Raw genomic sequence first — 23,036 nt, forward strand, 5'->3', positions numbered from 1 at the left:
GCGGCCCGGTGACCCGACCGACGGCCCGCCGCAGCGGCCGGCTGCTGCTGACGCTGCTGTGGCGCCGACGCTGGGCGTTCCTGGCGGACATGCTGATCGGGGCGCTCTTTTTCCTCGTCGGCATGGTGCCGGGGCTGCTCGCCAGGGAGATCTTCGATTCCCTCGGCCCGGCGGTCGTCGACGCGCCGCCCGTGTTCTGGTTGATCGGCGCTCTGGTGCTGGTCAAGGTGGTGCACGTCTCGCTCGGCATCGCCTGGATGGCGGTCGACACGGCGCTGCGGGGCGTCCTGCTGATGACCCTGCGCCACCACCTCTTCGACCGGATCATGGCGTTGCCGGCGGCCCAGGCGCTGCCCGTGCCGGTGGGGGACGCGCTGAACCGGCTACTGGAGGACGTCCGGCAGGTCGTGGAGACGCTCTGCAAACGCGGTGGGCTGATGAACCTCACCTCCTCGCTGTCGTTCACCGTGGTGGCGGTGGTGGTGATGATCCGGATCGACGCCCGGGTCACCGTCCTGGTGCTGCTGCCGGTCGTCGCGGTGGTCCTGCTCAGCTACCTGGCGGGACGACGGGTCACCCGGTTCCGGGCGGAGGCCCGGGAGTCGGCCGGTGACGTGTCGGCGTTCCTCACGGAGATCTTCACCGCCGTCCAGCTGATCACGCTGACCGGCGCGCGGGAGCGCGTGGTGTCCCGGCTGACGGCGATGAACCAGGTACGCCGTCGGGCCGCCGTCCGGGACAGCGTCTTCTTCGCCGTCCTCCAGTCCTCGTCCCGGTTCGTGATGGCGCTCGGCACCGGGCTGATCCTCGTGGTGGCCGGTGAGCGGCTCCGGTCCGGCGAGTTCACCGTCGGGGACCTGGCCCTGTTCACCTATCTGCTGGAGGAGGTCGGGATCGGGGTGACCGTCCTCGGCGACGTGATGCGCCGCTGGCGACAGTCGAAGGTCTCGGCCGAGCGGTTGGCCCGCTTGCAGGGGGACGAGCCGCTGTCCGCGCTGGCCGACGAGCCTGCGCCCCGGCCGCCCGCGTCGGCGTGGGTCCGGCACGATCGCCCCGACCGGCTACGCCGGCTGGAGGCGCGGGGCCTGGGACACCGGTACGGCCACGACGGTTTCGTCCTCGAGGACGTCGACCTGACGCTCGCCCAGGGCACCGTGACGGTGGTCACCGGGCCGGTGGGTGCCGGCAAGTCCACCCTGGTGCAGGCGCTGCTCGGCATGCTCCCCGAGCCCCGCGGCGTGGTGCGGTGGAACGGTGTGGAAGTCACCGACCGCTCGGCCTTCCTGCGTCCGCCCCGGTGCGCGTACCTCCCCCAGGATCCGCAGCTGTTCAGTGGCACCGTCCGGGAGAACATCCTGCTCGACATGGCCGACGACGACATGCTGACCGGCACGGCGGTACGGCTGGCCGCGTTCGACCGGGACGTGGCCGCCATGCCGGCGGGGCTGGACACGATGGTCGGCCCACGGGGGCACCGGCTCTCCGGTGGGCAGCGGCAGCGGCTCGCCACCGCCCGCACCGTGGCCCGTCGCGCCGACCTGCTGGTGGTGGACGACATCTCCAGCGCCCTCGACCAGGAGACCGAGCGCCTGCTCTGGGACCGCGTCACCGACGACGTCCGGCAGACCGGACGGACACTCCTGGTCGTGTCCAACCGGATGCCGGCGCTCCTGCGGGCGGACACCATCGTCGTCCTCGACCACGGCCGGGTGGTGGCCGAGGGCACCTTCGCGACGCTCCTCGCGCAGAGCCCACACTTCCGCGCTCTGCAACCGGAGTCGCCCGGGTCAGGGTGACCCCGGGGACCTCCTCGACCAGCGGTCGGCCGGCCGCACTCCGAGGCGGACCTCTGGCCCGTCAAGCCGGGTCAGCCCTGGTCGGCGGCTCGTCCTCGTACAGGCCGAACCGTTCGAGCAACTGACGCAGTACAAACGCACCACCCGGCCGCGACACCCACTTCCGGGAAATCCATGTCCATGGCCTCGACACAGTGCTGCCGAGCGGCTACGAGGTCGCCCTTGATTCGCTCGGCGGCGCCGACGTACTCACCGATACCGTTCTCCGGGATCCGCTCGCGGACCGTCGTGTCCTGGACCGCCCGCACCACGAGGGCCTCCTCGTAAGGGGTTACCCGACCTGGCTCACGTCCTGCTCGTGGCCGCCTGCGGGTTGAGGTGTCGTCCGACGGGGCCGCGGTGCTCGCGCACCGCGGCCCCGTCGGACGATCCGAAACTGAACCGGTCAGGGTCAGACGAGCAGGTAACCCATCCGGCCCTCGGCGATCTGGCCTTCACAGTTGGGGTCGGTCGAGTCGAAGTGGTCGGCGTTGCCCCTCACCAAGCATCGGTAGAACGCCTGGTGCGGCTGGGCCGGCGGCGAATCGTACACGTAGCCGATGAGGCCGGCACGGCCCTGGCCCTCGCAGTTCGAGTCGAGGGAGGTCATGTAGTCCCAGCCGTTGACGATGCACTGGTAGATCGGCTTCGTTCCCGCGACTGGGGTGGTGTGCACCTTCCCGAGGGGACCCTCACGCGTGTAGCCGCCGATCGAGACGCTGGTGCTGCTGACGTGGTCGGGGCCGTTCACGTGCCGGTAGAGGGTGGCCGTACCGGGAGTGACGGTGCCGGACGGAACGTGGAGCAGCAGGTTCGGCGAACCCGCACCCGGGCTGGTGATCTTGTTCGGGGTGGCGTTGCTGGTGAGGGTGCCGGCGACCTGGGCCGGGCTCAGGCCCGGGTTGGCGCCGAGCACCAGGGCGGCGGCGCCGGCCACGTGCGGGGCGGCCATCGAGGTGCCGCTGATGGTGTTGGTCGCGCTGTCGCTGGTGTGCCAGGCCGAGGTGATGTCCTGGCCGGGGGCGAAGATGTCGGTGCAGGTGCCCCAGTTGGAGAACGACGCGCGCGCGTCGGTGCGGGTGCTGGCGTTGACCGTGATCGCCTCACCCACCCGGGCCGGGGTGAAGTTGCAGGCGTCGCTGTTGTTGTTGCCCGAGGCGAGCGCGTAGACGACCCCGTCGGCGATCGAGTTGCGGACCGCGTTCTCCAGCGTGGTGTTGCTACCGACGCCGCCGAGGCTCATGTTCGCCACCGCCGGCACCCCGGGGGTGTGGTGGGCGGTCACCCAGTCCACCCCGGCGGTCACCCCCGCCCAACTGCCCGAACCCGTGCAGCCGAGAACCTTGACCGCGATCAGTGACACCTCCTTGGCCACACCGTACGCCGTGCCGCCGATGGTGCCCGCCACGTGCGTACCGTGGCCGTTGCAGTCGGAGTTGTTGCCGTCGCCGGTGGTGTTGGTGCCCCAGGCCGCCCGGCCACCGAAGTCCGTGTGCGTGGTCCGGATACCGGTGTCGATCACGTACGCCCGCACGTTGCCCGCCGCGTTCGGGTACGTGTAGCTGCTGTTCAGCGGCAGGCTCGGCTGGTCGATCCGGTCGAGCCCCCATGACGGCGGGTTCGGCTGGGTCCCGGTGACGCGCACCTCGGCGTTCTGCTCGACGTACGCCACCTCCGGCTGGGCCGCGAGCCGGCGGGCATCGGCCGGGCTCATCGTGCCGGCGAACCCGCGCACCGCATGCGAGTAGGTGTACTCCACCCGCACGTCGAAGTCCGCAGCCAACTGACGCGCCATCCCCTGCGTGTCGGCCGCCTTGCTCTCCTTGAGCACCACGATGTAGCTGTTCGGGATGGCGTCCGGGTTGCCGGCGCCGAGAATCCGACCCTCCGCCGCCGCCACCGGGGACGCGGTCGCCGAGAGGAACAGGGCGGCCATACCGGCTGTCGCGACCGAACCGACCAAACGCCGTCGCCGGGCTACGCCGACATCCTTCATGGTGATCCCTTCCGTGCTGACGCTGGCTGTGGGAGAGCGTGGAGACCGCAGATCATGATCTACTGCGCCAGGATATCGATGCCCTTAACTGTCGGTCAATTGATGAACTTGGCTGGAACCTTGTTCATTCCGCCAATCACCTGATCGAGCGCCCCGCCTGCGGCTCGCCTTCAGTGGGGCGTGGTCAGTCGCCGATCAGCGGCACTGCCGGTCCGCCCTGTTCGACACGAAGCGGCAGGTCGTCGTAGTGGGTGACGAGAGCGGTCTCGTCGCGGAGGGGGTTGTCGGTGCACGACCAGCGCGTCGCCGGGCAGGTCGAGCCGGTTGCCGGCGCAGGCGTCCAGGAAGCGCCTCCGGGCAGCGGTTTCGACCTTGGTGGAGGCGTTGACCAGTTTCATCTGGTTCGGCCAGTCGGACGGGAAGGGCGTTGGTGCTGGCGGCCGCGGACCAATGGTGGTGCCGGCGGTGGCGAGTACCGGTGCAGCCAGCAGCGCGGACGCCGCTAGGAGCGCAAGCAGTGCGCGTCAGCGCATGGGGACCCCTCCTCCGGGCGGCCGTGCCGCCGTATCAGTACCCGACGGGCACAACAAGCGGCCTCCGCCGTCGGGGACACGGCGAGGGAACACCTCGCCCATCCCACCCGAGCCGAGCGGCTTGACCAACTGGAAGCCGCCGATCGTGCCCAGCGTCTGGGAGAAGTCGTCGCTACGCGGTCGGCCCCGCCCACGGCCCGCGCTGCGGTGTATCCCGGCGTGGGCCGTGGGCGGCTCGTCTCTGCGGGCGCACACCCCGTAAGCCGTCCTAGGAGGATGGGTTGGAGTCGTCGGCGAATGGCTACTGGAGCAGCGCGCCCAGCGGCGAGAGCAGCAGCCGGCCGAGCCGGGAGGCGGTGCCGTCGAGCCGGTCGCGCTCCCGCTCCCGGGCGTGGGCGTCGTGCCGCACCCGCCAGATCCGCTGGGCGTTGCGCCAGGCGACGTCCCGGGTGTACTGCACCAGTTCGCCCTGGTACCAGTCGTCCAGATCACCGTTGAGCGTGTCGATGATCAGCTGCCACCGGTCCAGGTAGCCCCGGCGCAGCGTCGGGATCGACTCGGCGAAGATCTCGTTGATCTGGAGGTAGTCCCGGTGCTGGTCACCCCCGTCGACCGGCTCGGACTCCAGGTGGTCGAAGGTGGTCACCAGGGCGAACGGGAGGTCGAAGTTGATGTGCGCGTTCACCCCGGCCGCCGCGGCCGGCAGCGGCCGTACGTCCGGCCCCTGCATCCGCTCGAAGATGCACGCCCAGGCCTGCGGCGTGTACGAGCTCGACTCGGTCCACAGCCGCAACGCGTCGAAGTAGCGGGCAGCGAACTCCACGTCCAGGCGGGACAGGAACGCCGGGTCGGCGAAACGGCCGTCGTAGAGCCGCTCCAACACCTTCGCGGTGATCGTCAGATAGAGCCCGTTGAAGTCCGCCAGGGGGCAGCTCTGATGCAACGGAGGCAGCCGGACCAGGACGTCCTGGAGCTTGGTCAGGTGGTCGACCACCGCCGGCACGTCGGCGGGATGGTCGGCGAGCAGGTCGGCGATGTCCTGGTGGACGGGTCCCCAGACCGGTTCGGTCATCTCTTCCTCCCCTGTGGTCGCGGCGCCCCGTGTCGCCGCGGTGCACAGCGTGGCAGCCCCGGGTGGGGTGGGAATCAGTAGAACGACGTATTCCGGTGCCGCCCGGACGACGCGCCCTCAGCGCGGACGGTGGCGCAGGTAGATCGCGCTGGCCTGGACCCTGGTGCGGACCTGGAGCTTGTCGAAGATGTGCGAGACGTGCACGCCGATCGTCCGTTCGCTGATGAACAGCCGCTGGCCGATCTCCCGGTTGGTCAGCCCCTCGGCCACCAGCGCCAGCACCTCGCGCTCGCGTGGGGTGAGTGCGGACAGTTCGTCGTGGACTCCCCCGGATCTTCCGGCGCGGTCGCCGTCCCGCTCGGCCGCCCCGTCCGGCACCGGCACCCGGGCGCGGGTCGCCAGCGCGGCGATCTCCTCGCTCAACGGCCGCGCCCCCAGCCCCTGGGCCACCTCGTACGCCTCCCGGAGCAGGGTGGCCGCGGTGGCGTCCCGGCCGCGCCGGGCCAGCAGCGCCTCGGCCTGCCGCAGCCGGGAGTAGGCCGCCGGGTAGGGGTGCTGGCGCCGGTCCCAGACCTCGACCGCCCGCGCCCAGAGGACCGGGTCGCCGGGGCCGTCGAGCCGGCCGACCTCGGCGGTGCAGAGGGCGAGGAAGGCGTCGACCACGTCGCGGACCGGCCGGGCCGCCTGGACGCTGGTGCGCCGGACCCGGTTGGTGACCTCCCGCAGCCGGCGCACCGCCGTCAGGTCGACCCGAACGGTGCGGCTGGCATACGCCTCGGCCTCCGCGCGCAGCCCGTGCCAGGCGAGGGTGGCCAGCAGGACCAGGTCATCGGAGCGGGTCTCGGTCAGTCCCCGGGCGACGGCCTGCCGGGCCACGTCGTGCCGGCCCTGCCACATGGCCAGCCCGGCGCGGAGGGTGAGCAACGGCAGGACGTGCCGGGCACCGCCCCCGGCGAGCAGGGTGGCCACCGCCTCCAGGTCCCGGTCGGCGGCCTCGACGTCGCCGTACGCGACCGAGAGGCGGCAGCGGGCGAGCAGCAGCTCGGCGGCGTCCGCGCCGGAGGGGCGGTGCCGCAACGCGTCGGCGATGACCTTCTCCGCCTCGGCCCACTGTCCCACCCGGAACAGGCCGTTCGCGGCGACGGCCAGCAACCGGGTCTCGAACGTCCGGCCCAGCCCCAGCTCGGTGACGCGTTCGGCGCCCCGGCGGGCCACCACGACGCCCTCCTCGATCACGTTGAGCGGTCCGGTGAGCAGCTCGGCGAGGTGCAGGTAGGCGAGGGCCACGTCCTCCGGTCGGCCGGAACGCTCGGCGGTGGCCAGCGCCTCCCGCATCACCGGCAGGCCGGCGTCCGGGTCCTCCAGGTACGCCTCGCTGAAGCCGAGGGCGGCGCTGGCCAGCACCACCTCCGAGGTGGAGCCCTCGACCGACGCGGAACGCGCGAGCGCCTCCCGGGCCCGGCGGCCCGCGTCGGCGTACCGGCCGAGGTGCAGCAGCAGCTCGGCCAGGTGGGCGGCGGCGGTCGCCCGCTCGCGGGGCGTGCAGTCCGGGGCGTCCAGGGCACGCTGGTACTCCGCCTCCGCCAGGGCGGACCGGCCGGCGTGGGCGAGATAGCGCGCCCGACGGATGCGCAGGGCGCAGGTGGACGTGCCGGCCAGGGTGGCCTGTTCCTCCAGCAGGGCCAGGGCCCGCGCGTGTTCGCCGCAGTGGTGGGCGGCCTCCGCCGCCCTCTCCAGCAGGGTCACCCGCTCCGGCGCGCCGAGGCCGGTGTCGGTGGCCGCCTGGAGAGCGAGCGACCAGTGGCGGTGCGCCTCGGCGTAGCCGTGCAGCCGTTCGGCCTCCTCCGCCGCGGCCATGGCGGCCCGCAACGCCCGCACCGGCTCGCCGGCCAGCCGCCAGTGGTGGGCCGACCGGGCGTGACGCAGTTGCGCCGGCCCGGCGCCGAGCGCGTCGGCGTAGCGCCGGTGCAGGGCGGCCCGCTCGGCCGGGAGCAGTTCGTGCTCCAGCACCTCGGCGACCAGCCGGTGCCGGAGGTGGTACGCGTTGTCGGTGCAGACCAGCAGCCGGTGCGCGATGGCCGCGTGCACCGCCTCGATCAGGCTCTCCTCGGGGAGCCGGACCACCCGGGCGAGCAGATCGTGTTCCACCGGTTCCACCCCGACGGCGACCGCCTGGACGACCTCGTGGGCGTGCGGGGGCAGGGCCTCCACCCGGTCGAGGAAGATCTCCCGGAGCGTGTCGGAGAGCCCGTCCCGCCCGTCGCGCAGGTCACGGGCCAGCTCCTCGACCACGAACGGGTTGCCGCCGCTGCGTCGCCACACCTGCTCGGTGGCCTCCGGCGCGAGCGGCCGGCCGACGATCGCGGTGGCGAGTTGCCTGGTCCCGGCGCGGTCCAGCGGAGCCAGGTCGAGCACCCGCACCGACCGCAGCCGCCGCAGTTCGGTGAGGACCCGGCGCAGCGGGTGGGCACCCTGCAGGGCCTCGGCCCGGATCGCGGCGAGGACCGACAGCTGCATGTCGCCGAGCCCAGCCAGCAGATAGAGCAGGAGCTGCCGGGTGCTGCGGTCGACCCACTGGAGGTCGTCCAGCACGAGCACCAGCGGGCGGCCCTGGGCGATCAGGTGCAGCCCGCGGGAGACCCGCTCCAGCAGGGTGCCGGCCCCCTCCCGGCCGGGGGTCTCGTCGGCGAACATGTTGAGCAGGCTGCGCACGGCCGAACAGGTGCGGGCGTGGGAGACCTCGGTCTCGAACCGGCGCAGCGCCTGGAGCAGCGGGTGCAGCGGTGAGGCGTCGCCGATGTCGAGGCAGCTTCCGGTGAGCACGACCGCCCCCGCGTCACGCAGTCCCGCCGCCACCTCACCGAGCAGCCGGCTCTTGCCCACCCCGCTCTCCCCGTTGACGAAGACCGCTGCGGTGTGGCCCTGCGGGACCCGGTCGAGCAGGGCGGTGCGCACCATCGCCACCGTGTCGGCACGGCCGACCAGCGGGGCGGCGTCCACATCGCTGGCCATGGAAAGCAGCCTAATGGGAGCGACCGGGGCGTTCATAAGGGTAAATCGGTCCTGTGGTACTCCTCGCGTCGAGATGGCGACGGAAAGTTGCATGAGGCCGACATACGTCGTTCGGCAGATCCGCCGTCGGGCCGGTGGTGCGAATCTCGGACAAGTCGTCCGGTACCACGGGGGAAAGGTGAACGCGATGCACGTCAGCACAGTCACCCAGCCAGCACCGGCGATGGTCGGGACGCGGCTCTGGCCGGTGCCGGAGGAGCGACGCACGGTCAGCGTCCTCTTCGTCGACATCGTCGGTTCGACCGCGCTGGTCGACCGGCTCGACCCGGAGGACGTCCGGGCCCTGCAACAGGAGTACTTCGGCACCGTCGCCGCGGTCCTGCGCCGGTGGAACGGTGTGGTGGAGAAGTACGTCGGCGACGCCGTCATGGCGCTGTTCGGCGGCGTCGAGTCCGACGGGTTCGACGCGTACCGGGCGGTGCGCGCGGGTCTGGAGATCCAGCGGGTCCTGGACGGCCACCCCCTGGCCGGCGGGACGGTGGTGCGGCTGCGGGCCGGCGTCGCCACCGGCGAGGCCGTGGTGGACCTGGCCGCGGCACGCGACGCCGGGCACGGCGCGGTCAGCGGCGCGGTGGTCACGCTGGCCGCCCGGCTCCAGGAGCACGCTCCCCGGGGCACGGTGATCGTCTGCGCAGCCACCCGGCGGGCCACCGCCGACCTGATCGACTACCGCGACCTGCCGCCGGCGTCGATGGCCGGCAAGCCGGCCCCGGTCCCCGTCTGGCGGGCCGCCGGGGTCGCCCCGACCCGACCGACCGGCGGCGAGACGCCGTTCATCGGCCGGCGGCGGGAGCTGGCCGCCCTGCGGGACCAGGTCGTCCGGGCGGTGCGGGACCGGACGGCCCGCTGGGTCTCGGTGGTCGGCCCGGACGGCGTCGGCCGTAGTCGGCTGCTGGCGGAACTGGCCCGGACGGTGCGGCACGTCGACGGGGTGCCGGTGCGCTGGTGCGGCGCGCAGTGCCCGCCGTACCCGGACGTCCCGGCCGCCCCGCTGGCCGCGCTGGTCCGGGACCACGCCGGGGTCCGGGCCGCCGACGACCCGGCCACCGTACGGCACCGGCTGCTGGCCGCCTGCGTCCCGGCGGTCCCGGCCGGACGACTCTCCGCCACCGTCACCGCGCTCGGGACGCTGCTGGGCGCCGAGGCCGACGCCGGTGCGGCCGACCGGTGGCGGGAGGTGCTGCTCGCCCTCGCCGGGCGGAGGCCGCTGGTGGTGGCGGTGGACGACGTGGACCGGGCGGCCCCCGAGGTCGGCCGCTTCCTGCACGAGCTCTTCACCGCGGCGACGGTGCGGGCCGTGCCGCTGGTCGTCGTGGTCACCCACCGTCCGGAGTGGGGTGACCTGCTCCCCCTCGGTCCGGCCGACCGGCGGCACCGGCTGACCGTGCCGGCCCTGGGCACGGTCGACACCGGACGGCTGCTGCGTCACCTGCTCGGCGAGACGGCGACGGTGACCCGGCTGCTGCCCCTGGTCGCGGGGCTTCCCGGCCGCGCCAGGGCATACGGCGCGCAGGCGGGCGACGACGGCCACACGTCGGGCGAGCCACCGGTGCCGGAGGCGGTCCGCCGGACGGTCGCCGCCCGCCTCGACCTGCTCGACGGGACCGGGCGGGCGGTGGTGATGGCCGGCGCGGTGCTCGGTGCGGGGTTCACCGCCGAGCGACTCGGCCGGCTGCTCGACCTGGACCCGGAGCCGTTGCGGCCGGTGCTGCGTGCCATGGCGGAGCGTGGCCTGCTGGTGTGGCGCTCCGCCCGGCACGGGTACGAGATCGCGGACCGGGTCCTGGCCCGGGTGGCGTACGAACGGCTGCCGCGCGCCGTGCGGGCCGAGTTCCGACGCCGGATGGCCGCCGCCCTCCACGACGAGTCACCCCGTCCGGTCCGGCTGGTGGGCGCGACAGCGCCCCCGGTGGCGCCGGACCCGGTCGAGGCGGTCGTCGTCGCGGGGACGACCGGCCGGACCCGGACCCGGCCGGCGGCGTCCGCGACGCCGGCCGCCACCCCACCGCTGGCCGCCAGCGCCTGAGTGGCGCACGCCACCGGTTCGCGGCCGGGACCGGCCGGCTCACTCCTTTGGCAGGGCGGTCCCCTCCGGCCAGCGCAGGTCGACGCCCCGGTTGGCGAGCGCGTCCTGGAAGTCCGCCAGCAGCCCGGGCCGTTCCCGCACCGCGTGCGGAGTGCTCCCGGTGGTCAGGCAGAACGCGGCGAGCGCGCCGGCCGCCTCGCCGATCGACCACTCGGCCGGGTGCACCCGGTAGCAGCCGTTGGTGATGTGCGTGGTGCCCAGCGCCTTGCCCGCCGCCACCACGTTGGTCACCCGTTGCGGCAGCAGCGCCCCCAGCGGGATCTCGAACGGGTGCGCCGCGACGTCGAGGTAGCCGTCCCCGCCGGTGCTCGGGTGCAGGTCGATCCGGTAATGGCCGGTGCCGACCGCGTCCCGGTACCGCACCGCGCCGGCCGCGCCCCGCACCGCCACCGACAGGTCCTGCTCGGTCGGGGTGGTGACCGCCCGCAGCCGGCGGGCCTCCCGGATGTACGGCGCCTGCGCCAGCCCGTCCGGCGTGCCGGTCACGTCGGGCCGCAGCCGCAGGCCCGGGTAGCCGCAGCCGCCGTCCGGACGGGGCGCCTCGGTCTGCAACCAGTACAGGAAGGCGTAGCTGAACTCCCGGGCCCGCCGCAGGTGCCACTCGGCGTCCGGCACGTCGAAGAGCGGACCGTCCAGGTAGTCGGTCATCGGCCAGTTCACGATGGTCACGTCGCTGGGCAGCAGCCCCGACCGGAACGCCCGCCGGTCGAGGATGCGCCGGTACGTCCACAGCTCCGGGGCCCGCAGCGCCTCCTCCATGGACGCCGCCGCGCGTTCCGGGTTGGGGGTGAACCGGCCGGTGACCGGTCGACCGGTGCGCGGGTCCGGGTAGGTCCAGCTGAACAGCTTGTCCGGCCAGCCAGGCGGGGTCAGCGTCCGCCACCGCTCGTAGCCGTCGGGGCGGTCCACGGTGTGATCCCCGTCGACGTGTTCGAGGGCGAAGCAGACCGTGGCGGCCTGCATGTTGAGCGGGTCGGCCCGCTCGGGCGCGCTCGGTTCGCCGGTCTGGTCCCGCGACTCGGTGCCGGTGCGGTACTCGATCCCGGCCAGCGGCAGCAGCTCGCCGGTCTCGCTCGCCTCCAGCACCAGCCGGGCGCTGATCTCCCGTACCGTGCCGTCGGCGAGGCGGACGCTCACCCCCCGGACGGTGTCACCGTCGGTGTGCGCGGCGAGCAGCCGGGCCTCGGTGTGCACGACCAGCCGGCCGGCCGCACACCACGGGGCGATCATGGCCCGGAGCACGGCCAGCGCCGCGCGCGGCTCGTGGCAAAGCGGGCTGACCCAGCCGTTGCCGGGGTTGAGCAGGTCGGAACCGGCGGTTGTGTCGAGGGCGTACCAGTCGCGGTAGTAGCCGCGCACCCCGCGCCGGAAGCGCCGGTAGCTCGCGGTCGAGCCGGTGGTCTCGATCCACCGGTGCTCGTCCGGCGGCACCGCCTGGGAGGTGAGCTGGCCGCCGATCCACCGGTACGGCTCGACCACCACCACCCGGGCACCGCCCTCGCAGGCGGCCAGCGCGGCGGCGATGCCGCCCACCCCGCCGCCGACGACGAGCACGTCGGTGCTCTCCCCGGTGCTCGTGCGCGCCCGGCGGGGAGCCGGGACGACCGTCGCGGTCATCAGCCGTCCTCCCCGCGCCGGGCGGTCAACGCGAAGCGGTAGCGGTCGCCGCGGTAGTACGACACCGCCAGCTCGACCGCCCTCCCCCGCCCGTCGAAGCCGATCCGCCGCACCTCCAGCAGCGCGGCCACCGGCGAGATCTCCAGCAGCTGGCACTGACGCGGGGTGGGCACCACGGCGGCGATCATCTGCTGGGCGACGACGACCTGCACCTGGTAGCGGTCCCGCATCGTCTCGTAGAGCGCGCCGTCGAGGTTCTCCACCAGCAGCCCGGGGAAGAGGTCCGCCGGCAGGTGCACCTCCTCCAGGCACATCGGCGCGCCGTCGGCCATCCGCAGCCGCTCGACCCGGTAGAGCAGCGAGCCCTCCGGCAGGCCGAGCTCACCGGCGAGGGTGTCCCGGGCGACCACCGCGTCGGCGTCGAGCATTTTGCTGCTCGGGGTCAGGCCCCGGGCCCGCATGTCCTCGGTGAAGCCGCTCAGGCTGGTGCCCTTGGCGATCCGGGTGTCGGAGACGAAGGTGCCCTGGCCCCGGATCGTGTAGATCAAACCGTCGGTGGTGAGTTCCCGCAGCGCCTGGCGCAGCGTGGTCCGGCTGACCCCGAGTTCCTCGGCGAGGTCCCGCTCGCGGGGCAGGGCGGTGTGGGCCTTCATGTCCGCCACCCGGCTGCGCAGCACGGTCCGGATCTGGCTCAGTTTGGTGGTCATCGTGACTCCACGGGGACATGCGGGCAGGCGGACGCGAACCGGCGGGTGGTGTTCACCGGGTCGGAGATCGCGGTGCCGACGACGACGGCCCACGCACCCCCGTCGAAGGCGGCTGCGACCTGGGCAGGGGTACGGTACCGCCCCTCGGCGACGACCGGAACCGGGCACCACCGGCTGATCGCGGCGACCAGGTCGACGTCCGGCCCGTCCGGCACCGTCGCGCCGGTGTAGCCGGCGAGGGTGGTCCCGACGATGTCCGCTCCCGCGTCGACCGCGGCGAGGGCGGAGTCCACACTGTCCACGTCGGCCATGAACAGCGCCCCGCCGGCGTGGGTGGCGGCGATCAGGTCGGCCAGCCGCTCCCCGCCGGGCCGGGGCCGGCCGGTGGCGTCCGCGGCCACGATCTGGGCACCGGCGCCGGTCAGCGCGTCCACGTCCGCCCGGCTGGGCGTGATGTAGACCGGGCTGCCCGGGACGTTCCGCTTGACCAGCCCGACGACCGGCACCCCGAGGGTGACCATGGCCCGCACGTGCGCCACCCCCTGACCGCGCAGCCCGGCCGCGCCGCCGAGCACCGCCGCGGTCGCCATCGCCATCATGTGCGCGGTGTCCAGGAACGGGCTCCGGTGGTCCTGCGCCTGGCACGAGACGACCAACCGTCCCCGGATGGCCTCGGCCACGTTCATCGCTTTCCTGCCCTTTCCTCGATATCACAGTGGACGACCAGTCCGGTGAACAGCGTCCGCCCGGTGGGGCGGGCGCAGAGCGCCAGGGCGCCCGCGAGCGGGTCGGCCGCGGCGGTGACCGGGCGGGCGTACGGCGCTCCGACGCGCAGCGCCCGGGTGAAGGTCGGCAGCAGCAGCTCGGCGGCGGCGAACACGCCGCCGGTGCCGGCCACCGGCACGTCCGCGCCGGCCAGGCCGGTCCGGCGCAGCGCGGCCACCGCCGAGTCGGCCAGCAGCACGCCGGCCCGCCGCCAGATCGACCGGGCGTCCGGGTCCCCGGCGCGGGCCAGCTCCGCCACGGTGCCGGCGAACCCGGCGAGCCGCTCGGGTGTGGGCGGCTGCTCCCGCCAGCGGGCCGGCAGGGTCTCCATCGGACCGAAGGTGGCCACAGCGGCATCGAGCAGCGGTCCCGCCCGGTCCCGGTCCCGCTGTCGCAGGGCCCGCCGGAGCGCGGCCCGGCCGATCCAGTGGCCGGAGCCCCGGTCCCCCAGGGCGGCTCCCCAGCCGTCGACCCGGGCGGTCCGCCCGTCGGGCGCGGCGGCCAGCACCACCACGCCGGTGCCGGCCGCGACCACCGCGCCGGGCACCGGCCCGAGCGCGCCGAGGTAGGCGGTGACGCTGTCGTCGGCGACGTGCAGCGTGCCGCGCAGCCCCCGGTCCCGCAGCCGGGTCCGGAGGTCGTCGGTCAGGGGCGTCCGGCCGTTGAGCCCGGTCATGCCGACGCCGACCGCGACCGGCCCGTCGGGCACCGGCCCGAGGTCGGCCAGGGCCGCGCCGACCGCGTCGGCGATCCGCGCGGCGGGCTGTCCCGACCAGAATCCGGGGGTACGGGCGTGGCCGGTGCGCCGGTCGTAATGGGCGAGCGCGCGACAACCGCCCTGCCCCAGGTCGACGCCGATCCGCACCGGTGGGCCGCTCACCGCGACGGCTCCGGCTCGACGTCCGTCCGACCGGCCAGGCTCGCCTCGGCGAAGTGGCAGGCGACCTGCCGCCCGGCGACGGTCCGCAGCTCGGGGACGGCCTCGGCGCAGTACGGCTGGGCGAGCGGGCACCGGGTGCGGAACCGGCAGCCCGAGGGCGGGTCGGCGGGCGAGGGCACCTCGCCGTGCAGCACGATGCGTTCGGTCGGCGGACCGGCCCAGGGGCGCGGCACCGGGGCAGCCGAGATCAGCGCCCGGGTGTACGGGTGGGCCGGTTCGTCGTAGACGGTGGCGGCCGGGCCGGTCTCCACGATCCGGCCCAGGTACATCACCGCGACGTCGTCGCTGACGTGCCGCACCACCGACAGGTCGTGCGCGATGAACAGGTAACCCAGGCCGAGGTCGTCGCGCAGGTCGGCGAGGAGGTTGAGGGTCTGCGCCTGGACCGAGACGTCCAGCGCGCTGACCGGCTCGTCGCAGACCACGATGCGCGGCGACAGGGCCAGGGCCCGGGCGATGCCGACCCGCTGCCGCTGGCCGCCGGAGAGCTGGTGCGGGTAGCGGTCGGCCAGCTCGGCGGCGAGCCCCACCCGGGCGAGCAGGTCGGCCGTGCGCGCGGCCCACCGGTCTCGGGGCAGCAGCCCCCGGTGGGCCCGCCAGCCCTCGCTGACGATGAAGCCGACCGTCTTGCGGGGGTTCAGCGAGGAGTACGGGTCCTGGTAGACCATCTGGATCTCGCGGGTCAACAGGCGACGCCGGGTCGCGTCCACGGTGTCGATGCGCTGACCGGCGTACCAGATCTCGCCGCCGGTGGGGCGACGCAGGCCGACGATCGCGCGGGCCAGGCTGGACTTGCCGCAGCCGGACTCCCCGACCAGCCCCAGGGTGCGACCGGTCGTCACGGTGAGGTCGAGACCTTCGACCGCACCGATCGGCGGGGCCTTGTGGAGCAGCCCGCGCCGGCCGCCGGGATAGGCGACCCGGAGCTGCCGGACCTCAAGCCGCGTTTCGGGTGTGGACACCGGTCACCACCTCCTCGGCGTAGTGGCAGGCGGAGAGCTGGCCGGGGGCGATCTCGCGCAGCGCCGGCCGGTCGGTGCGGCACCGGGGCCGGGCCAGGGGGCAGCGGGGGTGGAAGGAGCAGCCGGAGGGCATCCGGTGCGGGGCCGGTGGCATGCCTTCGATCGGGGTCAGGCGGGCACCGGGGTGTTCCGGGGTGGGGATCGAGTTCATCAACCCCCGGGTGTAGGGGTGGGCGGGGGTGTCGTAGACGGTGCGCAGCGGTCCCGTCTCCACGACGGAGCCGGCGTACATGACCGCGACCCGGTCGGCCACGTCGGCCACCACGCCGAGATCGTGGGTGATGAGGATCATCGCCATCCCGTTGGCCCGACGCAGGTCACGCAACAGGTCCATGATCTGCGCCTGCACGGTCACGTCCAGGGCGGTGGTGGGTTCGTCGGCGATCAGCAGCCGGGGACCGAGGGCGAGCGCCATGGCGATCACCACGCGCTGGCGCATCCCGCCGGAGAACTGGTGCGGGTAGTCCCGGGCACGCTGGGCGGCGTGCGGGATGCCGACCTGTTCCAGGCCGGCCACCGCCCGGGCCCACGCCTCGCGGCGGGACAGGCCCCGGCGTACCCGGAACAGCTCGGCGATCTGGTCGCCGACCCGCACCACCGGGTTGAGCGCGCTGAGCGAGTCCTGGAACACCATGGCGAACTCGGTGCTGCACAGCTGGCGGGTGCGTCGTGCCGGCAGGGCGGTCAGGTCCTCGCCGTCGTAGTGGATGGTGCCGCGCGCGACGGTGGCGCTGTGCCGGGGCAGCAGCGCCATCACCGCGCGGACGGTGACCGACTTGCCGGACCCGGACTCGCCCAGGATGGCCAGGGTCTCCCCGGCGTCCACGTGGAACGAGACGCCGTTGAGCACCGGGTGGGTGCCGAGCGGGCCGTCGAAGGAGACGACGAGGTCGTCGACCGTCAACAGGGGTTGCCGGGTGGGTGGTGATGCCACCATCGCAGGTCCTCCGGGTCCGGTGCCGGGTCAGCCGAGCGAGACGCCGGCGAAGTCGGGCAGGTCGTTGGGGGTCGGGGTGAAGCCCTGCACGCCCTTGCGCAGCACGACGTTGCCGCTGAGGTCGAGGGGGAAGATGCCCACCGCGTCGGCCCAGATGATCTTTCCGGCCTGGGCGTACAGCTCGGCGCGCCGGTTCTGGTCGAGTTCGCTGCGGGCCTGGAGCAGGATCCTGTCCAGCTGGGGGTTGGCGTAGCCGTTGCGCTTGGCGGTGGAGAGGTAGAGCCGGGCCAGGGTGAAGTCGGCGTCCCCGGTGACGGTGCTGCCGGTGGTCATGGTGCTGTCCCAGTCGAGCTTGAGCAGCCGGTCGAGCCAGGTGGCCCGCTCCAGCTCCTGGGGCTTGACCACGATGCCGACCTTGGCCCAGTCGCTGATCATCGCGTCGGCGAAGGAGTTGCCGTTGGTGCAGCAGCCGGTGCTCCACATCATGGTGGTGGTGAAGCCGTTCGGGAAGCCGGCCTCGGTGAGCAACTGCTTCGCCCGGGCCGGGTCGTAGCCGTACGGGTTCTGCTTCGCCGCGCCGAACACCGCCTCGGGCAGCGGCCCGGCGGCGGGGGCGCCGGCCTGGTCGAAGAGGGACTTCGTGATGGTGTCGAGGTTCAGGGCGTGCCACATGGCCTGCCGGACCCGGGGGTCGGTGAACGGCTTCCGGGAGCTGTTGAACCAGATGTAGTAGTTGGCGTACGTGGGGAACGAGGTGACGGTGAGCCGGTCGTCGTCGCGCAGCCCGGTGAGCTGGTCCGGCGGCAGCCCCCAGGTGACGTCGATCTCGTCGTTCTCCAGCGCGGTGACCCGGCCGGAGATCTCCGGGATGTACCGGTAGGAGATCTTCTCCAGCTTCGGTCGCTCACCCCGGTACGCGTCGTTGCGCACCAGCTCGACGGTCTGCCCGGCGGTGAACGAGGCGACCTTGAACGGGCCGGTGCCGTACGGGGCGGTGAAGAAGCTCTGGTCGCCGAGCTTGGCCGCCGGGGCGATCCAGACCAGGGTGAGGTTGCTCAGCACGGTGCCGAGCGCCTCGCTGGTGCGGATGGTCAGGGTGCGCTCGTCCGGGGTCTCGATCGTGGCGACGGCGGCCCAGAGTCCGGCCAGCGGTCCCTTGCCGTCGATCAGGGCCTGCACGGACGCCTTGGCGTCGGCGCTGGTCAGCGGGGTGCCGTCGGCGAAGGTGACGCCGCTGCGCAGGGTGAACTGCCAGGTCAGCGGGTCGGGGTTGGTCCACTTCTCGGCGAGGTTCGGCACGATCTCACCGTCGCGGCGGGACACCAGGGTCTCGAAGACCTCCTGCACGACGGTGAGGGTGGGCTGGTCGGCGGAGTTCGCGGCGTACGGGTTGAGCGAGACCACCGGGGTCGGGTTGGCCACCCGCAGGGTGGTCCGGCCGGCGGTGTCGCCGCCGGTGTCGCTGTCGAAGGAGCAGGCGGTGAGGGCGAGGACGGCGGCCATGGCCAACGCGCCGAGGCGGGCCTTCGGGTTTCTCATGTGTCATCCGTTCCGCTGGCGGGGGATTTACCGGGTGGAGAGGTTCGGGTCGGAGCGGTCCCGCAGTTCGTCGCCGAGCACGCCCGCGCAGACCACGAAGAGCGCGAGGACCAGCCCGGGAAGGGTGGCGATCCACCAGGCGCTGGCCAGGTGGTCGCGGCCGTTGGCGATGGTGGTGCCCCAGCTCGGGGTGCCGGGCGGGATGCCGAGCGACAGGAAGCTCAGCGACGCCTCGGCGACGATGACGAAGCCCAGTTGGACGGTGGCCACGACGAGCACCGGGCTGAGCACCGCCGGGAGCACGCAGTGCCGCACGACGTGCCACGGCCCGGCGCCGAGGGTGCGGGCGGCGTTGGCGAAGTCCCGGGACCGGGTGGCGAGGGTCTGCGCTCGGGCGACCCGGGCGAAGACCGGCCAGGTGGTGATGGAGAGGGTGAGCACCACGTTGGTGACGCTGGAGCCGAGCACGCCGGCGACGAAGACGGCGAGCAGGATGGAGGGGAAGGCGAGCTGGATGTCGGCCAGCCGCATCACCACCGCGTCGACCAGGCCGCCCCAGTAGCCGCAGAGCACGCCGAGCGCGGAGCCGACGGTGCCGGCGAGCAGCAGGGTGGCCGCGCCGACCAGCATGGACACCCGGGCGCCCTGCATGATCTGGGCGAGCAGGTCCCGGCCGACCTGGTCGGTGCCGAGCAGGGCCAGGCTGCCGTCGGCGAGCCGGCTGCCCGGCGGGAGCAGTCGGTCGGTGACCGAGGTGGCGATCGGGTCGTACTGCGCGACCATCGGCCCGAACACCCCGGCGACGAGGTACGCCGCGATGACCCCCAGGGGTGTCCAGAGCCGCAGCCGGCGACGACGGCGCCGGGCGGGGGTGTTGGTCGGGGGCGGCGTGCCGGTCGGGGTCTCCGCCGGGGCGGGCGCCACGTCGGTCAGCGGGGTGCCGGGGACGGCGCCGGTCATGTCGACCATCTCCTCAGACGCTCTCGCGGACCCGGGGGTCCAGCCGGACGTACAGCAGATCGACCACGAGGTTGATGACGATGAAGATGGCCGCGACCGTGATCACGCAGGCCTGGACGATGGAGTAGTCCCGGGCGGCGATGGCGTCGGTCATCAGCCGGCCCACGCCGGGCCAGGCGAAGACGGTCTCCACGATCACCGCGCCGCCGAGCAGGCTGCCGAACTCCAGGCCGGCGACGGTGACCACCGGCAGCAGCATGGTCCGCATCGCGTGGGAGCCGACGACCCGCCACTCGGACAGGCCCTTGGCCCGGGCGGTGACCACGTAGTCCTCGTGCAGCACGTCGAGCAGTCCGCTGCGGACCAGCCGCAGCACCACGCTGAGCAGCGGCAGGGCCAGGGTGACGGCGGGCATCACCATGGCGGCCGGTGAGGACGCCCCGGAGCTGGGCAGCAGGTGCAGGAACCGGGAGAAGACCAGGATCAGCATGATGCCGACCCAGAACGAGGGCAGCGACTGGGTGAGCATGGACAGCACGGAGACCGTCCGGTCGACGAGCCCGCCGGGGCGGGTCGCGGCCAGCACCCCGAGGGCGAAGCCGACCACCAGGGCGATGGCGAAAGCGGTGAGCGACAGCGCGGCCGTGGCGCTCAGGTGGCTGAGCACCAGGTCCACCGCGCTGCCGCCGAGCCGGAAGGACTCGCCGAAGTCGAACGCGGCGGCCCGCTGGAGGAACCGGACGTACTGCACCGGCAGCGCGGCGTCCAGGCCGTACTCCCGGCGTAGCGCGTCGACGGCCGCCGGGTCGGCGTCGGGGCCGAGCACGGCGGTGGCCGGGTCCCCGTCGACCGCCCGCATGGCGAAGAACACCACGGTCGCGGCGCCGAAGAGGACCAGCACCGAGATGGCGAGCCGGCGGATGGCGTAGCGCAGCATGTCCGGGCCTCAGCCGGCGGTTGGTGGTGTCGACGCCGGGTCGGCGGCCAGGGCCGCCTCGATGCCCTCGACGATCGCGACGGCGGCCCGGCCTTCCTCGCCGCTGACCGGGGTGGGTCCGCCGGTCAGCGCGGCGTCCGCGAACGCCTCCAGCTGGGTGCGCAGGTTGTACGCGCCGCCGGGACCGCGGCTGGGCCAGAAGTACGTGTCCAGGTAGTTGGCCGGGCCCTGACGCTGGGCGTAGAGCAGGTCGTTGTGGGAGAGGTCCATCTCCAGCAGGCCGTGCTCGCCGACGATCCGCAGTCCCGCGTCGGCCCGGGAGGGTCGGGAGTGCGGCAGGGTCCAGGTGTTCTCCATGGTGCCGATCGCGCCGTCGTCGAAGCGGACGGTGGCGTGCACGACGTCGTGGCTGGGCGAGAGGACCTTGCGGCCGACCGCCCCGGTGACCTCGACCTCGCGTCCGGTGACGAACCGCAGCAGGTCGGCGTCGTGGATGCCGAGGAACCAGGCCACCGAGGTGCGGTCCCAGATGCCCGCGCCGACCGCCTGGGAGGTGCAGCGCCAGACCTTGACGTGCCAGATCTCGCCGAGTTCGCCGGAGCGCACGATCTCGCGCAGCCGGGTCACGCGGGGGTCGAAGCGCAGGATGTGGCCGATCGTCAGGGCGTCGGGGTCGGGCCGGCCGGCGAGGATCCGGTCGCAACTGGCGGTGGAGAGGGCCATCGGCTTCTCCAGCAGCACCCGCCGGCCGGCGGCGAGCGCGGCGAGCGTCGCGTCCTCGTGCAGGTGGTCGGGGGTGCAGATGCTCACCGCGTCGACCTCGTCGAGCAGGTCCGTGATGTCCGGGACGGCCCGGACCCCGAGGGTGTCCACGGCCCAGTCGCGGTTGCGGGGTGCCGGATCGGCGACGGCGACCAGCTCGACCTGCCGCATCTCGCGCAGCGCGCGGGCGTGCAGCTGGCCCTGGACACCGATTCCGACCACACCGATCCTGAGGCGGTCCACGCCAGGCCTCCCATAGTTGCGCACCAATGTGAAGCTAGGTATGTACCTAGCTCGCATAGTTGTACACCTGATCACCGCACCTGGCAAGACCCGAGATTCGCCTGCTCAGCGGCCATCTCGCGGCCCAAAGGGCCGCGCGTGGACCCACGACACGGTGGGCTATCGATGGCGCGGGAAGGCACAGAGAGGTGGTGGGGACGGGTTCTCACGATGGGTGACCGTCCGACGGACGGCACCGTCCCCGGAGTTTCCCTTTGCTCTGCATCCGGATACGCGACACCGCCGTCGAGCAGGGGTCGTGGGTCGTCGACGAGCTTCGGCGCGAGGAGCCACCGCTCACGCAGAGTGCCTGGCGCGGGCAGGGGTGCAGAGCAAAGGGCGCGGGGACGAACCTAGCCGAGGAAGGTGTGCACCCGGTCCCAGAGGTGGTCGGCGTCGACCGGTGAGTAACCGGGCAGGTCGGGATCGGTGAAGAAGTGGTCGGTGCCCGGGTAGCGGTACACCTCGACCCCGGCGCCGGCCGCGTCCATCGCCCGCCGCCAGGCGTCCACCTCGGCGGGCGGGTCGTACGGGTCGGGGTCGGCGATGTGCAGGTGCACGGGCAGACCGGCGCGGACCGCCTCGGGCGCGCCGCCGGTGCCGTGCAGGAGCAGCAGCCCGGCGCTGGCGGGCCGGTCGGCCAGCAGGGCGCCCGCCACCCCGGCGCCCATGGAGAGCCCGGCCAGCACCGTGTCGGCCGGCAGGTCCGCCACGGCGGCCCGGGCCCGCGCCAGGACGGTCTCGGTGCCGATCCGGCCGAACAGCGCGAAGCCCTCCTCGATGGACGCGACGGCGGGCACCCCGTACAGGTCGGGGGTGACGACCCGGTGCCCGGCGGCGCGGAGCCGGTCGGCGGCGGCCAGGACCGCCGGGCGGAGGCCGTACACCGAGTGGAAGAGCACGATGTCCCGCATCGGTCCATCGTGCCCCGTGGTCCGGCGGTCAGGCCGACGGCCGGGCGCGACGCGCCGACGTTGCCGACCGGCTCAGATCGTCAGCAGCGTCTTGCCGGTCGTGGTCCGAGCCTCGATCGCCCGGTGCGCGTCGGCGGCACGCGCCAGCGGGAAGGTCTGCCCGACCAGCGGGGCGAGCCGCCCGGCGGCGGCCGCGTCGAGGGCCCGCACCAGGTGTCGCCGGGCCACCTCCGGCGGGAAGCGGATGTCGTCGATGCCGATCACCGTGATGCCCCGGGCCGCCGCCCGCTGCGGATCGGGCACCGCGAACGCCCCGGCGGGGGTGCCGTGGGCGGAGTAGCGACCGCCCGGTTCCAGCAGGTCGAAGGCGGCCCGGCCGTACGCGCCGCCGGCCCCGTCGAACACCACGTCGAGGCCACGGGTGACCGCCCGCACCCGGTCGGTCCAGTCCGGCGCGGAGTAGTCGACGACGTGGTCGGCGCCGAGCCGCCGGATCCGGTCGAGCTTCGCCGCGCCCCGCGCGGCGGCGACCACCCGCGCCCCGGCGGCGTGGGCGCACTGCACGAGCAGCGCGCCGAGGCCGCCACCGGCGGCGGTGACGAGCACCCGGTCGCCGGGGCGGGGTGGGATCAGGTCCAGCACCCCGAACGCGGTGGTGCCGTCGTGCAGCAGCGCCGCCGCGTCCCGCAGGCCCACCGGCTCCGGCACCGGGACGAGGCCGTCGGTCGGGACCGCGACACGCTCGGCGTACCCGCCGCGCTCGCCGGTGCGGGCGACCACCCGCCGGCCGGCCCAGGCGGGGTCGGCGCCCGGCCCGACCGTCGCCACGGTGCCCGCCACCCCGACGCCCGCCCGGTACGGCGGCTGGACGGGGAAGTAGCGACCGCCGTGACCGCTGCGGATCATCGTCTCCACCCAGAGCACGTCCGCCACGGCCACGTCGACCACGACCTCGCCCGGTCCGGGCACCGGGTCGGGCACCTCGATCAGGGTGATCACCTCCGGCCCACCGAACCTGGACACCTCGACCACCCGCATGTCGCCCCTCCCCGTTCCGTCG

General features: G+C 73.8%; 17 protein-coding genes. 2 read left to right on the forward strand and 15 right to left on the reverse strand.

The genetic code is table 11. From position 1 onward, the window contains the following. The first annotated feature begins 8 nt into the window (after nucleotides 1-8). On the forward strand, nucleotides 9-1,796 hold the full coding sequence (locus tag ACIBJE_RS04760) for an ABC transporter ATP-binding protein (RefSeq protein ID WP_396742840.1): 1,788 nt from the start codon (nucleotides 9-11) through the stop codon (nucleotides 1,794-1,796). Nucleotides 1,797-2,247: 451 nt separating this feature from the next. Here the strand turns inward: ACIBJE_RS04760 and ACIBJE_RS04765 are convergent, their stop codons facing one another. The 3 genes from ACIBJE_RS04765 to ACIBJE_RS04775 form a co-directional block, all read right to left on the reverse strand. Then, a complete protein-coding gene (locus ACIBJE_RS04765; RefSeq protein WP_396742843.1) occupies nucleotides 2,248-3,771 on the reverse strand; it encodes a S8 family peptidase in 1,524 nt (507 codons plus the stop codon). An 894-nt stretch (nucleotides 3,772-4,665) separates the two neighbouring features. After that, nucleotides 4,666-5,436, reverse strand: coding sequence for a DUF5995 family protein (locus ACIBJE_RS04770; RefSeq protein ID WP_396742846.1), 771 nt, complete (start codon nucleotides 5,434-5,436; stop codon nucleotides 4,666-4,668). Nucleotides 5,437-5,553: 117 nt separating this feature from the next. Then, complete coding sequence (locus ACIBJE_RS04775; RefSeq protein WP_396742849.1) at nucleotides 5,554-8,448, reverse strand: helix-turn-helix transcriptional regulator; 2,895 nt, start codon at nucleotides 8,446-8,448, stop codon at nucleotides 5,554-5,556. Nucleotides 8,449-8,635: 187 nt separating this feature from the next. Here ACIBJE_RS04775 and ACIBJE_RS04780 point away from each other — a divergent pair, with 187 nt between their 5' ends. Beyond that, on the forward strand, nucleotides 8,636-10,534 hold the full coding sequence (locus ACIBJE_RS04780; RefSeq protein WP_396742852.1) for an AAA family ATPase: 1,899 nt from the start codon (nucleotides 8,636-8,638) through the stop codon (nucleotides 10,532-10,534). 39 nt (nucleotides 10,535-10,573) lie between these two features. Here the strand turns inward: ACIBJE_RS04780 and ACIBJE_RS04785 are convergent, their stop codons facing one another. The 12 genes from ACIBJE_RS04785 to ACIBJE_RS04840 form a co-directional block, all read right to left on the reverse strand. Then, nucleotides 10,574-12,211, reverse strand: coding sequence for an FAD-dependent oxidoreductase (locus ACIBJE_RS04785; protein ID WP_396742855.1), 1,638 nt, complete (start codon nucleotides 12,209-12,211; stop codon nucleotides 10,574-10,576). After that, nucleotides 12,211-12,918, reverse strand: coding sequence for a GntR family transcriptional regulator (locus ACIBJE_RS04790; protein ID WP_396742858.1), 708 nt, complete (start codon nucleotides 12,916-12,918; stop codon nucleotides 12,211-12,213). The genes ACIBJE_RS04785 and ACIBJE_RS04790 overlap by 1 nt, the downstream gene beginning before the upstream one ends. Beyond that, complete coding sequence (locus ACIBJE_RS04795; protein WP_396742861.1) at nucleotides 12,915-13,604, reverse strand: N-acetylmannosamine-6-phosphate 2-epimerase; 690 nt, start codon at nucleotides 13,602-13,604, stop codon at nucleotides 12,915-12,917. The genes ACIBJE_RS04790 and ACIBJE_RS04795 overlap by 4 nt, the downstream gene beginning before the upstream one ends. Continuing rightward, the gene (locus ACIBJE_RS04800; RefSeq protein WP_396742864.1) at nucleotides 13,601-14,563 is read right to left on the reverse strand and encodes an N-acetylglucosamine kinase; all 963 of its coding nucleotides are present in this window, start codon (nucleotides 14,561-14,563) and stop codon (nucleotides 13,601-13,603) included. The genes ACIBJE_RS04795 and ACIBJE_RS04800 overlap by 4 nt, the downstream gene beginning before the upstream one ends. Then, nucleotides 14,560-15,585, reverse strand: coding sequence for an ABC transporter ATP-binding protein (locus tag ACIBJE_RS04805; RefSeq protein ID WP_396742867.1), 1,026 nt, complete (start codon nucleotides 15,583-15,585; stop codon nucleotides 14,560-14,562). Before ACIBJE_RS04805 ends, ACIBJE_RS04800 begins: the two co-directional genes overlap by 4 nt. Then, entirely contained in the window at nucleotides 15,560-16,582 is a 1,023-nt protein-coding gene (locus ACIBJE_RS04810) for an ABC transporter ATP-binding protein (protein WP_396742870.1), read from the reverse strand. Before ACIBJE_RS04810 ends, ACIBJE_RS04805 begins: the two co-directional genes overlap by 26 nt. A 27-nt stretch (nucleotides 16,583-16,609) precedes the next feature. Further along, the gene (locus ACIBJE_RS04815; protein ID WP_396742873.1) at nucleotides 16,610-18,121 is read right to left on the reverse strand and encodes an ABC transporter substrate-binding protein; all 1,512 of its coding nucleotides are present in this window, start codon (nucleotides 18,119-18,121) and stop codon (nucleotides 16,610-16,612) included. A 27-nt stretch (nucleotides 18,122-18,148) separates the two neighbouring features. Further along, nucleotides 18,149-19,081 carry an ABC transporter permease gene (locus ACIBJE_RS04820; RefSeq protein ID WP_396742876.1) on the reverse strand — a complete coding sequence of 311 codons (933 nt, stop codon included), beginning with the start codon at nucleotides 19,079-19,081 and terminating at the stop codon, nucleotides 18,149-18,151. Between the two features lie 13 nt (nucleotides 19,082-19,094). Then, nucleotides 19,095-20,018, reverse strand: coding sequence for an ABC transporter permease (locus ACIBJE_RS04825; RefSeq protein ID WP_088984259.1), 924 nt, complete (start codon nucleotides 20,016-20,018; stop codon nucleotides 19,095-19,097). Nucleotides 20,019-20,027: 9 nt separating this feature from the next. Further along, on the reverse strand, nucleotides 20,028-21,023 hold the full coding sequence (locus ACIBJE_RS04830) for a Gfo/Idh/MocA family protein (protein ID WP_396742880.1): 996 nt from the start codon (nucleotides 21,021-21,023) through the stop codon (nucleotides 20,028-20,030). Nucleotides 21,024-21,415: 392 nt separating this feature from the next. After that, nucleotides 21,416-21,976, reverse strand: coding sequence for a dienelactone hydrolase family protein (locus ACIBJE_RS04835; RefSeq protein ID WP_396742883.1), 561 nt, complete (start codon nucleotides 21,974-21,976; stop codon nucleotides 21,416-21,418). Between the two features lie 72 nt (nucleotides 21,977-22,048). Continuing rightward, entirely contained in the window at nucleotides 22,049-23,014 is a 966-nt protein-coding gene (locus ACIBJE_RS04840) for a zinc-binding dehydrogenase (protein WP_396742886.1), read from the reverse strand. Between the last annotated feature and the right edge of the window lie 22 nt (nucleotides 23,015-23,036).

Origin of the sequence: Micromonospora sp. NPDC050187 (genome assembly GCF_044459745.1) — a bacterium.
Taxonomy (GTDB): Bacteria; Actinomycetota; Actinomycetes; order Mycobacteriales; family Micromonosporaceae; genus Micromonospora.